This window comes from Xanthocytophaga agilis (assembly GCF_030068605.1).
GTDB lineage: Bacteria > Bacteroidota > Bacteroidia > Cytophagales > 172606-1 > Xanthocytophaga > Xanthocytophaga agilis.
Window position 1 is genome coordinate 889,093 of the sequence record NZ_JASJOU010000001.1, and the last position, 18,539, is coordinate 907,631.

15 protein-coding genes are annotated in these 18,539 nt (G+C 37.3%); 6 read left to right on the top strand and 9 right to left on the bottom strand.

Features of this window, described 5'->3' with window-relative positions:
- Positions 1 to 8: 8 nt before the first annotated feature.
- The 5 genes from QNI22_RS03700 to QNI22_RS03720 form a co-directional block, all read right to left on the bottom strand.
- Entirely contained in the window at positions 9 to 1,493 is a 1,485-nt protein-coding gene (locus QNI22_RS03700; RefSeq protein WP_314509271.1) for a glycosyltransferase family 39 protein, read from the bottom strand.
- 146 nt (positions 1,494 to 1,639) lie between these two features.
- Positions 1,640 to 3,424, bottom strand: a complete 1,785-nt coding sequence (locus QNI22_RS03705) for an ABC transporter ATP-binding protein (protein ID WP_314509272.1) — start codon at positions 3,422 to 3,424, stop codon at positions 1,640 to 1,642.
- 220 nt (positions 3,425 to 3,644) lie between these two features.
- The gene (locus QNI22_RS03710) at positions 3,645 to 4,298 is read right to left on the bottom strand and encodes a DUF2461 domain-containing protein (protein ID WP_314509274.1); all 654 of its coding nucleotides are present in this window, start codon (positions 4,296 to 4,298) and stop codon (positions 3,645 to 3,647) included.
- A gap of 69 nt (positions 4,299 to 4,367) precedes the next feature.
- The gene (gene ispG / locus QNI22_RS03715; RefSeq protein ID WP_314509276.1) at positions 4,368 to 6,377 is read right to left on the bottom strand and encodes a (E)-4-hydroxy-3-methylbut-2-enyl-diphosphate synthase; all 2,010 of its coding nucleotides are present in this window, start codon (positions 6,375 to 6,377) and stop codon (positions 4,368 to 4,370) included.
- A 94-nt stretch (positions 6,378 to 6,471) separates the two neighbouring features.
- Positions 6,472 to 7,182, bottom strand: a complete 711-nt coding sequence (locus QNI22_RS03720; protein ID WP_314509278.1) for an SDR family NAD(P)-dependent oxidoreductase — start codon at positions 7,180 to 7,182, stop codon at positions 6,472 to 6,474.
- Positions 7,183 to 7,474: 292 nt separating this feature from the next.
- On the opposite strand from QNI22_RS03720, the gene QNI22_RS03725 reads away from it, so the two are divergent.
- From QNI22_RS03725 to QNI22_RS03745, 5 genes are all read left to right on the top strand, one after another.
- The gene (locus tag QNI22_RS03725; RefSeq protein ID WP_314509281.1) at positions 7,475 to 8,212 is read left to right on the top strand and encodes an MlaE family ABC transporter permease; all 738 of its coding nucleotides are present in this window, start codon (positions 7,475 to 7,477) and stop codon (positions 8,210 to 8,212) included.
- Positions 8,213 to 8,267: 55 nt separating this feature from the next.
- A complete protein-coding gene (locus QNI22_RS03730) occupies positions 8,268 to 9,032 on the top strand; it encodes an ABC transporter ATP-binding protein (protein WP_314509283.1) in 765 nt (254 codons plus the stop codon).
- A gap of 37 nt (positions 9,033 to 9,069) precedes the next feature.
- Positions 9,070 to 10,443 carry an MATE family efflux transporter gene (locus tag QNI22_RS03735; RefSeq protein ID WP_314509285.1) on the top strand — a complete coding sequence of 458 codons (1,374 nt, stop codon included), beginning with the start codon at positions 9,070 to 9,072 and terminating at the stop codon, positions 10,441 to 10,443.
- Between the two features lie 144 nt (positions 10,444 to 10,587).
- Positions 10,588 to 10,764 (top strand): DUF6728 family protein, encoded by a 177-nt coding sequence (locus tag QNI22_RS03740; RefSeq protein WP_314509288.1) that lies wholly within the window; start codon positions 10,588 to 10,590, stop codon positions 10,762 to 10,764.
- A gap of 48 nt (positions 10,765 to 10,812) precedes the next feature.
- Complete coding sequence (locus QNI22_RS03745; RefSeq protein ID WP_314509290.1) at positions 10,813 to 11,172, top strand: MmcQ/YjbR family DNA-binding protein; 360 nt, start codon at positions 10,813 to 10,815, stop codon at positions 11,170 to 11,172.
- A gap of 10 nt (positions 11,173 to 11,182) precedes the next feature.
- Here QNI22_RS03745 and QNI22_RS03750 read toward each other — a convergent pair whose 3' ends face one another.
- The 4 genes from QNI22_RS03750 to QNI22_RS03765 form a co-directional block, all read right to left on the bottom strand.
- Entirely contained in the window at positions 11,183 to 11,485 is a 303-nt protein-coding gene (locus QNI22_RS03750) for a hypothetical protein (RefSeq protein ID WP_314509293.1), read from the bottom strand.
- A gap of 72 nt (positions 11,486 to 11,557) precedes the next feature.
- Complete coding sequence (locus tag QNI22_RS03755; protein WP_314509295.1) at positions 11,558 to 13,063, bottom strand: Do family serine endopeptidase; 1,506 nt, start codon at positions 13,061 to 13,063, stop codon at positions 11,558 to 11,560.
- A gap of 325 nt (positions 13,064 to 13,388) precedes the next feature.
- On the bottom strand, positions 13,389 to 13,817 hold the full coding sequence (locus tag QNI22_RS03760) for an Hsp20/alpha crystallin family protein (RefSeq protein WP_314509297.1): 429 nt from the start codon (positions 13,815 to 13,817) through the stop codon (positions 13,389 to 13,391).
- A 312-nt stretch (positions 13,818 to 14,129) separates the two neighbouring features.
- Positions 14,130 to 14,867, bottom strand: a complete 738-nt coding sequence (locus tag QNI22_RS03765; RefSeq protein WP_314509299.1) for an SDR family oxidoreductase — start codon at positions 14,865 to 14,867, stop codon at positions 14,130 to 14,132.
- 372 nt (positions 14,868 to 15,239) lie between these two features.
- Between QNI22_RS03765 and QNI22_RS03770 the strand changes: the two genes are divergently transcribed.
- Positions 15,240 to 18,509: an AAA family ATPase gene (locus tag QNI22_RS03770; RefSeq protein ID WP_314509301.1), complete on the top strand. Its 3,270-nt coding sequence runs from the start codon at positions 15,240 to 15,242 to the stop codon at positions 18,507 to 18,509.
- Positions 18,510 to 18,539: the final 30 nt, after the last annotated feature.

The window sequence follows — 18,539 nt, forward strand, 5'->3', positions numbered from 1 at the left end:
CCATAAACTCAATAGATCTCCATATAATAACAGGAAGTACCCGGAAATTCTTTCTTATCCACTATGATTGCTTTGTGTTTTAGCAAAAAGTCTATCATATACGTCTCTTCTGTATGAGTTGGGCCGGCATACTCATAGATGTGAGAAAATATAAGCCATACCTTTCCTTTTAGCTTTGTTAATTCGGCATCATATGCTGCATTCTGATCTCTATGGTTTGTTCCATAGATAAGAGGATTTGTTAATGTATCCCTTCTGGTTTTCTGATAAAACTCCAATCCTGGAATTGCTCCAGTATACACATAAATATGATCATTTGTTTTACTATGGGCTTTCACATAATCCAAAGTTTTATTGATTTCTTCTTTTGTAAAAGGAAATTTCACAGCCAGAGGCCCCAGAATGATCACAATAGGTACCAGCAGCAGCCATTCGGGTAATTTTTTGTAGGATGCATTAATCCATTCAAAGACCTCACACAAACTCAGTATATATAACAGGATTAGAAGTGGGACTAAATATAAAACCAATCTGTTGAAGAATGGATATAACTTCAAACCTGACAATAAGAGGTGAGTAAATAATGGAAAAAGAAGCAGATACAGAATAATGCAGTTTTTCTTTTTTAAAAGAAACCAAATTCCTGTAGTTGAAAGTATACATGGTATAGGCCATAAAGGAAAATAGGAGATAAGCTCACTATAGATTCCTTTTACAGTATTGAATAAGAAAATATAAAAGTTTTTAGAAAAGGGATTCAGAGGAAGAAAGGCATCTTTCCAGAATGTAACCATCAACTTTTGAGTTGGGTGATTATGTATAAACAATAGGTAATATGTTGCAAAAGAGGCTGTCCAGAACACAATAGGAATCATACTACGAAACTGTCGCTTCTTATAAATCTCCTGATGCATAATATATAATCCACAGGTAAATAAAATGATAACAGATACGTTCGAAAACCAGACTGCTATACAACCTGTTAGAGTATATACTATAAAAGATTTTGCTTTGTCTGACTGGAAGTGAAGAGTAGTGTGATAGATCAAAACACAAAAGAAGACATCTGTAGAATACTGTTTTACCTCATCTGAATATTTGATAAGAAAAAAAGAGATACTAAAAAATGTGGTTGCAGCTAAAGCAATCTTCTGATCGTTTGTCAGCTTATAAGTGAAAAGATAATAAAATGGGATAGATGCCAGAAAGCAGAGAAGTGGAAAAAGCCTTAATGCGTATTCATTATTGCCAAAGATGAGGGTATTTATTTTTTCAACGAACAGAAAACCTATGGGTGCTACCTGATCTTTATCAAGAGGTTTTAACAGTTGATTAAAGTCTTTTGAAACAATATTTACTGCAAGCATTGCTTCATCATACCAGAGACTTCTATTATAGAGGAATTGAAATATGGCCAGAAAGCAACCTATGAAAATGATACTGTAATAGGAGAGAATAATTGGAGAAAGGTTCTTTATAGAACGTAGGTTCATATAGGATAAGATCGTGATATATAAGCTAACATGCTACTTATAGAGAATAGTATAAATATTTTCTATAAGTAGCATGCTGCAATAATACATATTGAAAACGACCTTTTATAAATTGTCTGAATATAATCCAGAACAAATTAAGGAAACTATGCCATTGCTGTAGCTACATGGCTTTCCTGATGACGCCACATTTCCTGAAATACGTGACTACTTGTATACAGTTTGTCAAAGGATCCTTCATCTACAATGGATCCGTTTTGAAGAACATAGATATAGTCAAAGTAGCGCAGTAAGTGCAGACGATGCAGTGATGATATCACTGCTTTATCTGAAAATTCTTTGAAAAGGTTTTCATAAATCTTCACTTCTGTTCTTGGATCAATGCTACTTGTCGGTTCGTCCAGTAGTACAATATGGCTGCTTTGTGCTGCCAGAATACCTCGGGCTAGTGCCAGTCTTTGTTTTTGTCCACCTGAAATATTGACGCCTTTCTCCTGAATCATTGACTCTAGGCCATTCGGAAGGTTTTTAGCGACAGAAGCAAAGTGTGCTCCTTCGCAAACCTGCCATACTTCTTCCTTGGTGAATGGCAATCCCAGAGTGATATTATATTCAATGGTATTTTCAAAGATTTCAGGCTCCTGAGGGAATAAGGTCATTGTATTGGTCAATGTTCCCCATTCATTTTGATGATCTCCATTAATTGTAACTTCAAAGCCTGGCTCCGGCTCATACAGCCCACGCAATACTTTGAGCAACGTACTTTTACCACTTCCACTTTCCCCAATGAATGCTATACGTTGACCACGTCGTATCGTCAGATTAATATTCTGTAGTTTTTGTGGTGGTTTTTGCCCTTTTTGAATTACATTCTCCTGATGTGTAAAATTCAGATTAGAAATGTCTATTGTGTGCCAATAATCAGGCATTGCAACCTGGGCTTCCGGACGGTGCTGGTTTAAATAAGTCAAACTGATGTCTTTTGCTGTTTGAACGTCAGTATTGTATTGAATTACTTGAGTGTACTGGTAAGCAACATCATGAAAAACACTGGTGAATTGATTTACATACCCAAGAAGGGTTACAAGACCACCTACGTAGAATACTTCGCCCGGAGTCCAGTTTTGATAGACATATCCAACTGTAATAATTGCATATGTGACAGCAACAAGTGTATCTGCCGAAAACCATTTCCACTCATTTATAATTACATTGCGACGCAGGGGAGGAAGAAGATCTTTTACTTTGCTCATTAGCCCAGCCTCCATACTTTTTTCCAGTCGTAAGGTGATGACTGTGATAATGTTAGATAAACTGTCAAATAAAGTAGAAGAGACCACATGTTCTTTCTCATTCACCTCTTCCAGTGTTTTAATGAACGGCTTATCAAATTTGAAGATAATCCATACCGTAATAATTCCCAGTGCTACGCCAATTCCTCCAAATATGGGTGAAAAATAAAGCATCGCAGCAAAGGAAAATACGAATTTAGAAAGTGCATTCAGGTATTGAAATCCACCATCAAAGAAGTTTTTAAGTGCTTCGTATGCTTTACGGATACGATTGATAGTTGATCCACTATGGTGATCCTGATGCCATTTGATAGGCAAATGAAGTACCTGATGATACATTTCCTGTAGAAAGTTCCGGCTTAAGCTAAACGCCAGTTGCCGTTCCATAACACGCGCAGGGCCATGAAGCGACCATTGAAGGAGCTTTATCCCCATATACACTGCGGCATAAAAGCCTGCATACTCTAAAACACGTGTTTTGTCATGTTGGATTTTATTCACAAACCAACCAAAAAAGATTGGATTCAGGGCGTTGAGCAGGTTAGATAAGATAAACAACGCATAAATAACGAGAAAACGTTTCCGTTCCTGACGCGCATAGCTCCATGCTGTGCGAATGAGTGATAAATAAGGATTCAATTTGGATAATAGCTAGTTAATCTACAAAGAAAAGGATGGTTTATAAGACGTGTATGTAACGTGGTATATGACTTTTTAAAGTTACAAAATAAAAACGTGTCGGTTCTTCATTTTGTTACACATTTGTAGATATAGTTTTCAGGAAAAAATTACATTTCTGTAATTTAGTCTGAGCAAACAACCAGCTAGAATCCTTATTGGTAAAAATCGGGGAAATTAATTATTCAATGGAGGTTTTTAGAAAATCATTTAAAGGTTTGATTGCCTGAAATACCTCAATACAAGTATCCTTGAATGTTTTTTTACTGAGTTCTGCATCCTTAATCCTACATGAAACAGTAAAACTTTTTAGTTTAAGCCATTCAATATCAGGATGGTCAGAGGGATATCCTTTGGGTGCTGTTTTTAATTTTTCCTCTTCAGAGAAGTCTTTGAAGAAATTTTGAAAGGTTGTATTATTCACAATCTCATGAAGCTTATGCCCATTGTAGTCTATTTCCTGACGGATTTTTTTTAATTGTTCGGCTGGTGGCATCCAGAGTCCTCCTGCCAGAAAAGACTCACCCGGTTGAATATGTATATAATACCCTGGCCAAACCAGACTTTTATTAGCATTGGCAATCCAGGCACCATAGTGAGTTTTATATGGACTTTTGTCTTTTGAGAACCGAACATCCCTATAGATTCGGAATACACAGCTTTTGGCGTCTAGTTCTGATAATTCAGGTTCAAAAGGTGCCATAGCTGCCAGGATTTCTTTCACCAATTGAATAAATACTGAACGACTTTGTTCATATTCGTATTTATGTTCCTGAAACCATTCACGTGTATTGTTATCTTTAAGCTGATTGAGAAAGGTTAAAGCGGTTTGCATGAGTTAAGTGATAATTTATTTTTGGCAACAAACTAAATAGTAATCGAATAGAAATTGCTTTGAGAAATACTAAGCTTCAATAGTTTCTACTTCGTTCCATCGTCCATCTTCACGTATAAGTTCAATTAGTTCATCCAACGCTTTATCAGACGGAACATTCTTCTTCACCACGTTTTGGCCTCTATATAAGGTGATTTTTCCAACTCCTGATCCCACATATCCATAATCTGCATCAGCCATTTCCCCTGGTCCATTGACAATACAACCCATAATGCCAATTTTTATGCCTTTCAGATGATCCGTTCTTTTTCGGATCATAGCAGTTACATCCTGTAAGTCAAACAATGTACGGCCACAACTTGGACAGGAAATATATTCTGTTTTACTCATTCGAGTACGAGCCGCCTGTAAAATACCGAAGGCAGTCTGATTGAGAAACGAAAGCTTCTTTAAGAGATCTTCCTTAGAAGTCAGATGGGTTTTCTCCGTGCCCAGCAAAATACCATCTCCTAAACCATCAATCAACAATCCACCTGCATCTGTAGAGGCATACAACAACGTGTTTTCTTCATTTTCCTGATAGTCTCTTCGAATTATTACAGGACAGGTTATCTTTTCTTCCAGTAAAAAGAAAAAGAGTCGACGTAAGGCCGCCATTGCATGGGCATTCTCCGTCTTAATCCACAAAACTACAGTTGTATCTGTTTTTAGCAATTGAATAAACTCAGGCTGCCACTCCTTGTACGTCATCGTCACAAAGTTAAGCTCCGGATGTTTTTCTGTAGCTTGAAGATAGTCCAATCCATTAAAAAGAGGATAAGTATTTTGTTTATCTTCTATAGTCTGCCAGGTGGTTGCATCTAAAATCTGACGGGAACCATTGGCAATCATAAATGGAATGGGTTGTCTGCCTGCATATATATAGTCAGCTCCCAGATCATTCATTTTCCATTTATCGAGCAATGGAAGATAAAAGTGTCCAATTGATTTCAAATTATCCATCTGAACATCTGAAACCTGAGAAAAGTCTGCGATGACACGTGGTACATTTTGTCCACCAAAGTTTACTACTTCGTGTGAATGCCTGCGGAAATATTGATAAGGGTTGATAAGAGGTTCTGTAGGATCAATTGTAATCGGTTTGATCGGTTTTGCAGTTTCAGCTCTATGTGTATATCTGTCAATAAGGGCCTGGGCTACCGGGGCTTCCAATTCAGGAGCTTCCGTAAGAGAAACACGAACTGTATCTCCCAAACCATCTTCCAGTAAGGTACCAATGCCCACTGCAGACTTAATACGTCCATCTTCAGCTTCACCGGCTTCTGTTACACCCAAGTGCAATGGATATGGCTTAAGTCCTTCTTGTGCCAGTTTCTGTACCAGCAATCGATAGGCTTGAACCATAACCTGCGTATTGGAAGCTTTCATGGATATGACGATATTATAGTAATTCATATCTTCACAGATACGTAAGAACTCCAGTGCTGATTCCACCATACCCAGAGGTGTATCTCCATATCTGCTCAAAATTCTGTCAGATAATGATCCATGATTGGTGCCAATCCGCATAGCTGTTCCATATTCTTTACAGATCTTCACCAGTGGAATAAACTTCTCTCGTATACGTTCCAGTTCTGCCTGATAGGTAACATCTGTATACTCAATAGTTTCAAACCTTTTCTTATCTGCATAATTTCCTGGATTGATGCGTACTTTTTCTACCAGCCGGGCGGCTAATTCCGCAGCATTGGGTGTAAAGTGAATATCTGCAACCAAAGGCACTGTGTATCCGCGCAACCGGAGTTCACGTCGTATGTTACCCAGATTTTCTGCTTCTTTAATGCTGGGTGCAGTAATCCGGACATATTCACAGCCGGATTCAATCATCCGTATCGTTTGTTCAACAGAACCCATTGTATCCATTGTATCAATAGTAGTCATGGATTGTACACGAATAGGATAATCGCTACCCATTGGCACATCTCCAATATTGACAGTAATAGTTTTGCGACGTTTATATTCTGTCAGTGATTCGCAATACGAAGGATTGAGTATAATAGAATTTTGCTGTGATGTCATAGATTATTGAAAATAGTTACACAAAAATACAGAGGTTTTGTGTAGGTGCAGATACTTTCTGTAAAACGAGTTTATCGTTCAAAATGTTCAGAACTTAATTAATATCTCCCAGTTGAGGACGAAGTACTATGTCTTCCACAACCGTGTTTTTAGACAGGCAATGAGTACTATATATTGCTTCTGCAACATCTTCGGATTTCATAAATCGATCTGCTGGGAGTGAAGTTCCTTCCCAACTGGCTGTAAGAGTAGCTCCTGGTAGTATTGCTGTAACCCGTATCCCTTTGTCTTTAAGCTCTTCACGTAATACTTTAGTCATGCCATACAGTGCAAACTTACTAATGCTATAGGAACCTCCATTGGGATAAGCAATGATACTGGCGATAGAACACATGGTGAAAATATGTCCATCCTGTCGTTTGATCATGGAAGAAAGTAAGGCCCTGCTCAGGTAATAAGCAGAGTAGAGATTGGCATCTATCTGAGATTCCAGAGCTCCTTCTGGTTCATTGTAAACCTGACCCGGTACAAAAAAGCCGCTATTATTAACCAGCACATCTATAGGGCGGTTTAGCCAGTTAATAAATTCTGCAAATTGTAAAACTTGTTCCTTTTTTGACAAATCTGCACATTGCCAGAATAATTTATTTTGTGTAAAAGCAGATTCAAATTCTTCTTGTAAGGATAGCAAATCTTTTTTTGTACGTGCACAGGTAATTATATCAAAACCATTTGCTGCGAATTTCCAGATAATGGCTTTCCCGATACCTTTTGTGCCCCCTGTTACAATTAATAACCTATTCATAAAGTAAGAAAAAGCATATTTTGAGATCAATACCCCAAAGATAGAATATAAAAATGCATAATCCGTTGCTCTAGTGGAACAGTTATGCTTTGGTTTTCTTATTTTCTCTTTATTCCTTTGCCATGGTATTTTATAAAGCGAGGCTAGGAACAAAATAAAGGGTAAAAATTGTACTTTAGTTGTTGGAAAGTAAAGTGCATGTAAATAATTTATATTCCAAGCTATTGCCATTAGAGTTTTTTTTCAATTTTACGTCTCAATCATTCATTATTATTTCAAGAAATCGGTAGCTATGTATCTTCTCTCACAGTTTGGTAAGTATTGTTTGTTTATTGCTTCCATGTTCAGGAACCGTGAAAAATTCGGTGTATATGTATCCCGGATCTTGGATGAATGTATGTTGATTGGAATTGATTCTATTTTTATTGTAGTCATAGTCTCTACTTTTATTGGGGCTGTAACCGCACTGCAAACGGTATACAATCTGGTAAGTCCATTAATTCCCCTTACTATTGTGGGGGTGCTTGTTCGGGATACTACTATTCTGGAGTTGGCTTCAACCGTTATATGTATTGTATTATGTGGAAAAGTAGGATCTAATATTGCAGGTGGTTTAGGTACCATGCGTATTACCGAGCAGATTGATGCTTTAGAGGTAATGGGAATTAATTCGGCCAGTTATCTGGTTTTACCAAAAATTATTGCTGCGCTGATTACATTCCCAATGTTGGTAATTCTGGCTTCTTTTCTTTCCATCTATGGAGGGTATCTATCCAGTACTTTATCAGGATTAGTAACTAAGTCAGACTATATTTATGGGATCCGATCTGATTTCAATCCAGGTAATGTGCGTTTTTCTCTAATTAAATCGTTTGTATTTGCCTTTCTAATTTCTTCTATTTCTGCTTTTCAGGGATATTATACCAGAGGTGGTGCATTGGAAGTTGGACAGTCCAGTACTAAGGCTGTGACTAATAGCTGTATTGCTGTTCTGTTGGCAGATTATCTGCTTGCTCAATTACTATTGTGAGTAGATTTGAGAAAATATTTTTATGAGGTTATTCAAAACTATACTTTAAAGATAAATGATTGAAGTTGTTGATGTATCCAAGACATTTGGGGATAAAGTTGTACTAGATGGTATTAATGCCCGGTTTGATGATAGTAATACGAGTCTGATTATCGGGCAAAGTGGTCATGGAAAATCTGTATTACTGAAATGTATTGTGGGACTTATTCAGCCAGATAAAGGGAAAGTGTTATATGATGGTCGGGATTTTATCAGTGGTGATGATGATACTAAACGGGAAATTCGAAGAGAGATAGGTATGTTATTTCAGGGAAATGCTTTGTTTGACTCAAAAGATGTGGAAGGCAATGTGATGTTTCCACTGGATATGCTTACCTCAATGTCCAGGGAAGAAAAGCTGGAGCGGGTCAATTTTTGTCTGAAGCGGGTAGGACTGGAAAATGTAAATAAACGCATGCCTTCGGAAATTAGTGGAGGTATGCAGAAACGTGTAGGTATTGCACGAGCCATTGTCTTAAATCCAAAATATTTATTTTGTGACGAACCCAATTCCGGGTTGGATCCTTTGACTGCCATTAAAATTGATGAACTGATAGGTGAGATAACGGATGAGTACAAGATAACGACCATTGTGGTAACACATGATATGAATTCAGTAATGACCATTGGGGAGTATATTTTGTATATACATCGGGGTCGAAAACTCTGGCAGGGAAACAGTCAGACTATTACAGATACTACGTCACCAGAATTGCAGGAATTTATTTTTGCCAACCGATTATTGCGAGATGCCAATAATCAAAGAGCAAAAACCTCCTGATTGGAGGTTTTTTTGTTTTAGAATAAAACTACAAACTATGAATTTGACTATTTACCGTAAAGAACTTAAAGAAACTATCTATTTAGGAGTACCCATTATTATAGGACAATTGGGGAATGTGTTAATGGGAGTAGGGGACACCATTCAGGTTGGACGATTGGGAGCTTCTCCGGTCGCTGCTTCAGGGTTTGCTAACTCCGTGTTCTGGCTTATTTCAATTATTGGTATAGGTTCATTAATGGTAGTAGGTCCCCAGACAGCTACTGCAAAAGCTCAGGGCAATCAGGCTGAATGCAGACGTATTTTATTATCCGGATTGTATTTGGGTTTCTTCTGGGGTATTATCGTTGCTGGACTTTTCCTTCTTGTATCACAACATTTTGGTTTGTTCAATCAAAAAACAGATGTACAGGCATTAGCTACAGATTATAGCTTCTATGTGGCTTTTTCTGCGATTCCTTTGATGATATATGCTGCTTTGCGTCAGTTTACAGATGGACTTTCCTTTACACGGGTCACTATGATTATTACCTTATTGGGAACAGTACTGGATATTTTTCTGAACTGGGTGTTTATTAATGGTAAACTGGGAGTACCAGCAATGGGTTTGAATGGTGCTGGGATTACAACCATAATCTCCAGGACCGTTATGGCTATTGGACTTGGGATATATATTGTAAAAGATGAAATTTTTAAACCTTTTATCTCGGTACAGTCAGAAAATTCGTTGATGCCCTTACTGGTCAAACTGATACGTTTAGGATTACCGGGTGGCTTACAGTTATTTTTCGAAATAGCTGCTTTTTCATCTGCTACTTTTTTTGCGGGTTGGTTAGGGACATTACAACAGGCTGCACATAGTATTGCTCTCAATATGGCATCAGTTACTTATATGGTAGCAGCTGGATTATCATCTGCGGGTGCAATCAGAGTAGGGCAGGCTGTTGGACTTCGGGACCGGCATAAAATTATCCGTGCTGGAGCTATTACTGTATTTCTTGTTATTTTATTTATGGGTACAGCCTGTCTGACATTTTTGGTACTGGCTCGCCCCTTAACTTCATTGTATACGGATGACGTGGCATTGATGACAGTCACTGCCTCACTGGTTATCATTGCTGGATTCTTTCAGCTTTCTGATGGACTTCAGGTAACAGGATTAGGTATATTACGTGGAATTTCGGATGTAAATATTCCAACCTATATTACGTTAGTTGCCTACTGGATTGTTGGGTTACCTATGGCATACGTCTTTGCTTTTGTCTGGAAACTGGATATTCAAGGAGTTTGGTATGGCCTTTTTCTGGGATTAACTACCTCTGCTTTGCTTTTACTCAAACGTTTTTACAAACTGGCATCCACAACAGATTTTGAGTTTAAATCTGTGCCTCAGGAGATACTACATGGATAGAAGTCTATGCGTATATTAAAGATAATTATTGCATATTGGCCACTTTTTGTGTTCATTAGGACATTGATTTTCTGAACCATTTAGTGTGGGATCAGGTTTCCCAATTAGTACATATTCATTTCTCCTTCCAAATCATTTTGTGATATGAGTCGTTTAAAACATTTGCTGGATCTAAGCCCTGTGGTGTCTTATTGGTTTCGTAAGAAAGATCCAAATAATCGCCCAAACTTTAATCTTCGCATGATGCATGGTATTAATAAGATTTCTATGGTCATGTTTTTGTTGGGCTTAATCTTTATGATTGTTAAAAAGTTTCTGTAACAGATAGATCTTTGGTCTTGGCTGTCCTTCTTCTGTAATTTTCAGGTTATGAATCTTGAGTTTTTCCGTGAGTATTGTCTTTCTAAAAAAGGAGTGACCGAATCTTTACCTTTTGGTGAAGGTACTCTGGTGTTTAAAGTAATGGATAAGGTATTTGCTTTAACTGGATTTGATAGCCAACCTTTATCTTTTAATATCAAATGTGATCCTGAAAAGGCAATAGAATTACGGGAACAACATAGTTGTGTATTACCCGGATATCATATGAATAAAAAGCACTGGAATACAATTATAGCTGACGGATCAGTGAAAGACCAATTATTGCAGGAATGGATTGACCATTCCTATAACCTGGTTGTAAAAGCTCTGACTAAAGCAAAAAAGGAGGAACTCGCTGCTGTTGAATAATATAGATCTATTAATGAGCTACGTTTTTTGATACGTTTATTTTGCTTGAATCGCTTTCTGTTGAATGAGAAATATGATGTTTAGGATGCTTCGGTTTTTTATCTTCTACAAATAACATTTTCTCATGTAATACGTTAATAAAGCGATGATACATTCCAGGCTTATACTGTTTTAATTCTCGGTTTGTCGTAAGCATATGACGGTCAGTCGTGTTGACAAAAAGAACACTGACCAGAAAATAGATAAACAGGAATACAAATGAAGGGCCCAATATGAGTAGCAGCTTTATTTGTCTTTTGGAAAAATTTTTCATAGATGTATGATTCTAAAAACAAAGCCTCTGTTGGACACAACAGAGGCTTTAAAATTACAAATAAAATTCGGATTATTTTTCAAATCCATAAATAAGCTTCTGTGAACTATTAGGATATTTTCCCATTAGATTGACCATATCATCTGACTGGTTAATCGCTTTCAATAGTTCATCTACATTTTTAACAGGTTGATTATTAACTTTCATAATAATAAAACCTGGGCGAACACCTGCTTCACGAAGTTTACCAGTATAAATAGAAGCAACTTTTACACCAAATTCAACTCCTGCCTTCTTCTTATCCTCTGCTGATAAATTGGCAAATTCAACTCCCAGAGATTCCACAGCTTCGCTACGCTCTCTTTTCACGATAGCTGCATTGTTGGACAGACCTTTCAATGTAACCTTTACAGCGGTTTCACTACCTTTGCGGTTAACCAAAACATTGATAACATCTCCTGGACGATGACGAGCAATCTTTTCTTTAATGTCAGCAATGGTTCCGATTGAACTCTCATCAATTTTAAGAATTACATCGTTTTCTTTCAGACCAGATGAAGCTGCAGAGCCACCTGCAATCAAGCTATCCAAGAACACACCAGATTGGACTTTCAGACCATTTTTCTCAATAGCCTCTTTGTCTACCTGACCCAGTACTACTCCCAGGTAAGCTTGTTGTACAGAGCCATATTTCAGAATATCCTCTACTACTTTACTTACCAGATTAGCTGGGATTGCAAATCCATAACCAGCATAGCTACCTGTAGGAGAAGCAATAGCTGTGTTGATACCAATAAGGTCTCCGTTCAAATTAACCAGAGCTCCACCACTGTTACCAGGGTTAATGGCTGCGTCTGTCTGAATAAAAGATTCTACAGGAACACGGTTTGCTGCATCTCCTTGTAAGATACCAATGCTACGACCTTTCGCACTCACAATACCTGCTGTTACAGTAGATTCCAGTTGCAATGGGAATCCAACTGCCATTGCCCATGAACCGATCTTAACATTGTCAGAGTTGGCAAAGGCTAATTTAGGAAGGTTATTTGCAGCGATTTTGATAAGAGCAAGATCTGTATTAGGATCTGTACCAATTACTTTCGCTTTGAAGGAACGTTTGTCACTCAGGAAAACCTCCAGTTCATCTGCATTTTCAACTACGTGGTTGTTTGTTACAATGTAACCGTCTGAACTGATAATTACGCCAGAACCAGATGCTTTTTGAGGTCCTTGTGGACGCATTTCGAAATCACGAAAACGGCGGCCAAAGAATTGTTCAAATGGATCCATACCTTCCTGATCTTCTCTCTCTCCACGAGAAGCTACCTGACTACCAACAGTAGAACGGATGTTTACAACCGCAGGAACAACCGCTTCTGCTGCTGCCGAAAAGTCTCCCTGTGGATTTTCATTGCCAGAAACAACAGATGCATTATGATAGAAATCAGCTGCTTTCTCAATAAATACAGGTTTGTTTTCTCCACGATTAAAGCAGGCAAAACCGCCCAATGTTAACATGCTGCCAAGTATGGCAGCAACAAAGATTTTTGCATATTCTGCACTCAACAACTTTTTCATACTTCGGGATTTTTAGACTATTTGAGTTTTGTTAAATAATGTTTTTTGCTGCTATAATAACAAATTTCATGCGTGTCGGATTGTGTTGTCAGTGTTTTTTAACACAATTTAACTAAGCTTAACAATTATTTAGAACTAAGGTTTTGTGAATGGGTTTCAATTGCAATTATTACTAAAATTAACTAAAAAACTATGCTATGTGTTGCCTGAAATGAGTGTAATTGTGACAAGTGGTAATTAATGGTATTTAAACTATCTGTGTCTTAACATAGAAAAACCTTATGAAGGCAAACTTCATAAGGTTTTGATTGGAAAAACAGTTTGCTTATTTAACTGCAATAGATTTAGGTTTTACTTCTTCAGCTTTCGGTACAACTACTACCAGAACACCATTTTCATATTTCGCTTCGATATTTTCTGCGTTCACATTTTCTGGTAAAGTGAAAGATCTTTTGAAAGAAGAATAGTTGAATTCTTTACGTGTCCATTTTCCGTTTTCTTCTTTCTTCTCTTCTTTTTGTTCTGAAGAAATTGTCAATACACGACCATCCAGATTAATGTTGAAGTTTTCTTTATTTTGTCCAGGTGCTGCCACTTCCAATGTATATTCTGTTTCACTTTCATGGACGTTCACAGCTGGAATGTTGGAGCGATAATCTTGTCCTACAGAAGTATTGAAATCATTCAATAATTCGTTTAAAAGGTTTCTGTAAGGAAACACACTGGATGGTTGGTTGAATCTAACGAGTGCCATAGTTTTACTAGTTTTAAGTTATTTAGTTGAATGTTTTTTCGTTTTATGTACCCTTTTGTAATCAGGTACGCTAGGAATTATTCAACTTATGTACCAACAGGAAAAATCAATTGTTTTTAGCTATTTGGAAAGAAATTAAATGACAAAAAGTCTTGTTTTGATTCTGTTGCGTCTTTTTTTTGTGACATTATGTCTTTATTTGCTTTAGTTTGCCAGTCTATTATATATGTGTCCAGCTTTCCCCACATAAAAATATAGCCTTACGTATCGTACGTAAGGCTATATTTAGGTATAAACTTGTTTATTCTGCTTTTATCTGCGATTCATTGCTAGTAAGGCATCTTCGGGAGAGGATTTGCTCAAATCATAAATATATGCCGTCTGGCCAACATGAATCTCATAAATGTTATTTTCCAGAGCATGAATAAGGTCTGCAGCTACAACTTGAGGGGAGATACCATTTTCTCCACCTATCTCTTTAGAAAAATCTGTATTGACTAAAGGTGGCATAAGTTCAAAGACCTTAACAGAGGTGTTTTCAAGAGAAATCCGGATGGATTGAGAATATGAGTGTAAAGCGGCTTTACTTGCTGAATAGGTACTTAATTTATGATTGGGGACGAATGCTACTACAGAAGAGACTTGTACAATAGCTGACTCTGGTTGTTTTTTTAATATGGGCAATAATTTCTCATTCAGTCGTATGATAGAGAGATAGTTAGTAAGGATTTCTGCACTGGCATAATCAAATGTTTGAGTATTTTCAGAGAGATCATGTAAGTACGCTTTACCTGCATTATTAATGACCATATTCAATTGAGGGTATTCTGTCTGTAGTTCTGATACAAGTTTTTCTACATCTTCTTCTTTGCTGATATCACTTACAATAGGAATAACACCAGGTAATTGTTCTGCTGCATATTTTAGTCTGTTTTCATCTCTACCTGTAATAATTACTTTATTTGACTTTGATACAAATTGTTTGGCGATTTCAAATCCAATACCAGCACTTCCGCCTGTAATAAGGATTGTATTGTTTGATGTTTTCATTTTGTTGAGGGAAAGATATTTTGGTTAATATACTGATTGGTTTTATTTGTTGATTTGTTTCTTTTATTTGTTTGTTTTTTGGTTTTATTCTTTGTTTTTTTTCGTAAAATACCTATCAGTATATTTTATAATACAAACTAGTATTAAATAAGGTTCAGGTAGTTTGTTGTTTTTTTATTTATTAATTAAAAATACAATAAGGTTGATTTTTCCGTTGTTTGTTTAATATACTTATTGGTATATAAAAAGTATTTTTAATAGGGTTTTTATTACTGGAGGTAGCCAGTAGAAAAGTAACATGTAATTGAGAGTAGCGATTTAGTAGATTTTAGGAAAAGATTTATCTTGCTGTCGTCTATTTACTTTTAATGAATGAAAATTCTTCCATTACATTTACTTATTGGTGAGTCTCTGCATCAATCTGGCAATAGAATGTTATTCCCACTGCATCTGCCAGGAGTTGTTCGTTTTAATACATCACCACAACAACTAGCCAAACAGGTTGCCAGGGCGTTTCAGGACAAAGTGCTTAAGAAGGGGCTTTACGATCAGATTCTAAGCTATTTTAGTAATGAGGATCTGATACAGGATAGGTTGAATGTGAAGCTGGATGCCTCTGTTGATCAGTTGTTCCCAGAGCTTGAGCTTCCATTTGATATTTTTTATTTTCAGAATGAAGGTTTACAATTTATAGGATTTGTTCCCTTACTGAGTATTGAGTCTGTAGGAAAAACGCTTGAAGAACTTTATATAAATCTTTCGGAGAATATAAGATTGGAATTCATACGCAAGAAGCGTTTTCAATCTGTTGCTACATTAATAGCCACTCAGTGGTTTAGTGAGGTAAAGGTCCATCGTGTGCCAGTTGACCTTACATTCTATACCTTAGGAGAACTTGAAAAAATGGCCGAGGCTGGCAAGCAGCAGATTTTACCAGAAGTTGCACAAAAAATGAGTTCAGATGCCGGGACGTTGGTAGGATTAAAAAAAGAGTATGACCAATTAGCGTCTCTACTAAGTGGCTATTTGCGAAATAGTGTTGTAGTGGTAGGTAATTCAGGAAAAGGCAAAACTACATTGATTCGCGAATTTGTTGGAAAAAGAACTCTGCATGGATTGGGGAATGTAGCTGTTTGGGAAATTTCTGCAGCACAGTTGCTTCATCGGCTTACTTCCTTGGGTAGCTGGGAAGAATATCTGGCATACATGTGTAATGAACTGAGGACCAAAGGTGACCTGCTATATATTAGTAATCTGGCTGAATTATTTGAGGTTGGTCAGTATGTTGGAAACAGTATGTCGTTTGCAGATTATCTGCGTGATTACATAGCTAGGGGGGAGATTATTTTGATTAGTGAGTGTACACCTGAACAGATGACACAAATTGAGTTAAAGTCGCCCGGTTATACTGCACTATTTGCACAAGTAAAAATTGAAGAGATGTCTGGTCCTGTAATCCAACAGATTGTATTGCAGAAAGTTGCACTGGAAAGTCAAGCCAAGAATATCACTGTTGAAGAAATTGCTACAAAAGAAATTTTACGTTTACAGCAATGGTATAGCCCATATTCCGGATTGCCAGGAAAAACCATTCGTTTTCTAGAAGCATTACTTTCAGAAAAGGAAAAGTATTCAACCGTATCCAAATCAGATATTTATGCCCGTTTTTGTCAGGAGACCGGTATGCCTGAATTCATGATAAATCCGGATATTCCGTTGGATATTGACGCCATGAGCCAATTCTTTTATAAGAATATTTATGGTCAGGAAGATGCCATTCAGACAGTCCTGGATGTCTTGATTTCCATCAAAGCAGCTGTAATACGAAGGGGCAAACCATTGGCTTCACTATTATTTGTTGGACCCACAGGTGTAGGAAAGACAGAAATGGCAAAGGTGTTGGCAGAATTTGTGTTTGGCAATCGCCAGAAAATGATTCGCTTTGATATGAGTGAATATGCAGATTATCTATCCGTGTTACGACTTACAGGTGATCTTTATGCCTCGGGTGAGGGCTTGCTGACAGCAGCTGTCAGACGTGAGCCTTTTTCTGTATTGTTGTTTGACGAACTTGAAAAAGTACATCCCTCTTTCTACGATCTGTTATTGCAGATTCTTGGAGAGGGTCGGCTAACAGATTCAAAAGGCCGGGTGGCAGATTTTTGTAGCACTATTATTATTCTGACTTCAAATATTGGGGCTCGCAGTTATCAGGTTGGGACGGTTGGTTTTATAGAAACCAAAGCTCAGAAAGATACTGCCATATCTCATTTTCAGAATGAAGTACAGAATTTCTTCCGGCCTGAATTATTCAATCGCCTGGATCGGATACTGGCATTTGCTCCTTTGGAGAGATCTGTAATCCGACATATTGTAGATAGAGAAATAGCCATTCTGAAAAAACGGGAAGGTATCAATGGTCGTAACCTTGTGATCGATATAGCCAAAGATATATTGGACTACTTAGGTAGAGAAGGTTACAACTGGGCCTATGGAGCACGCTTTCTGCAACGGACCATTCAGGATAAGGTTGTAATTCCGCTATCTGGTCACCTGAATACATATGAGTTTCATGTGCCTCTGGAAATTTCCATAGAACTAAAAGAAAACGAACCTCATTTTCGGATCAATCGAAGAAATGAAACACAACTCATTGAGCAGGCAGTTGAGGTAAATTCAGAACTTACTGTTATTGAATTTACAAATGAAGTTACTAAACAACGACGAAATGCCATTACTATTCGTAATGGTAGTTACTATGCACATTTTATAAGCCGCCTTGATCAGTTGAATCGGAAACTGGCAAAACTAAAAGATAAAAGACAGGAGGAGAAATTCTGGAAGGATGATGTGCAGAGCAAAGTATATTATGAACTGATGGGAATCAGAGATGACTTTGATTCGATTATTCAGCAAATACAGGATATTGAAAGCGAAAATTTCCTTTTATTGAATGGAAATGAGGTAGATAGTTCGGAACTATACCCACTTTTTCAATCGTGGAAGAAAATGTTTCGGAGTCAGAAATTAAAGCTGGTTCAACTGGAGAATCCTGAATTCATGAAATGTATCATTGGAATTTATGGACATGCAGGAAGTGTGATGCAACTGACAGATATATACAGGAACCTGAGTCAGGAGAGAGGATATACTGTTCAGGCTTTTCAGATCTGGCATAATAACCAGGAGGTTGTATTTTCAAGTGACACATGGCAACGTTTTAGAACATATAACCTCTATGCAGACCTGAAAAAACAGCCTCTGACATATCTGCGATATTCCTATGATAAGCCTACAGACGATAATTTTGCTTTGGTAGGAGTTGAGCTTGAAGTAACAGGAAACTTGCCTTTTCTGTTTTTTAAAAGTGAAAATGGTAGACATAATGTGACAACAGTAACAGGTGAGGTTCGAAAATATCAGGTGATTGTATCCACTCAGCCTTTTGATAAGTTCAGGACTCCAGGAGGTATTCATCGGAAAAATTTCTTTGAAGGAGATAAACCTCGTCGTCACTATACACCCAAGGGTTTGCAGGACACTACCTATGAATTAACCACTAGTACCAATCAGTATGAGCAGGCATTGAGCAAGATTTTACAAGAACAGTTGGATACTGCTATTGATAGCTATCTGTTGTAAAGACCTTTTTCTTTTACTCTCCAGTTTTGT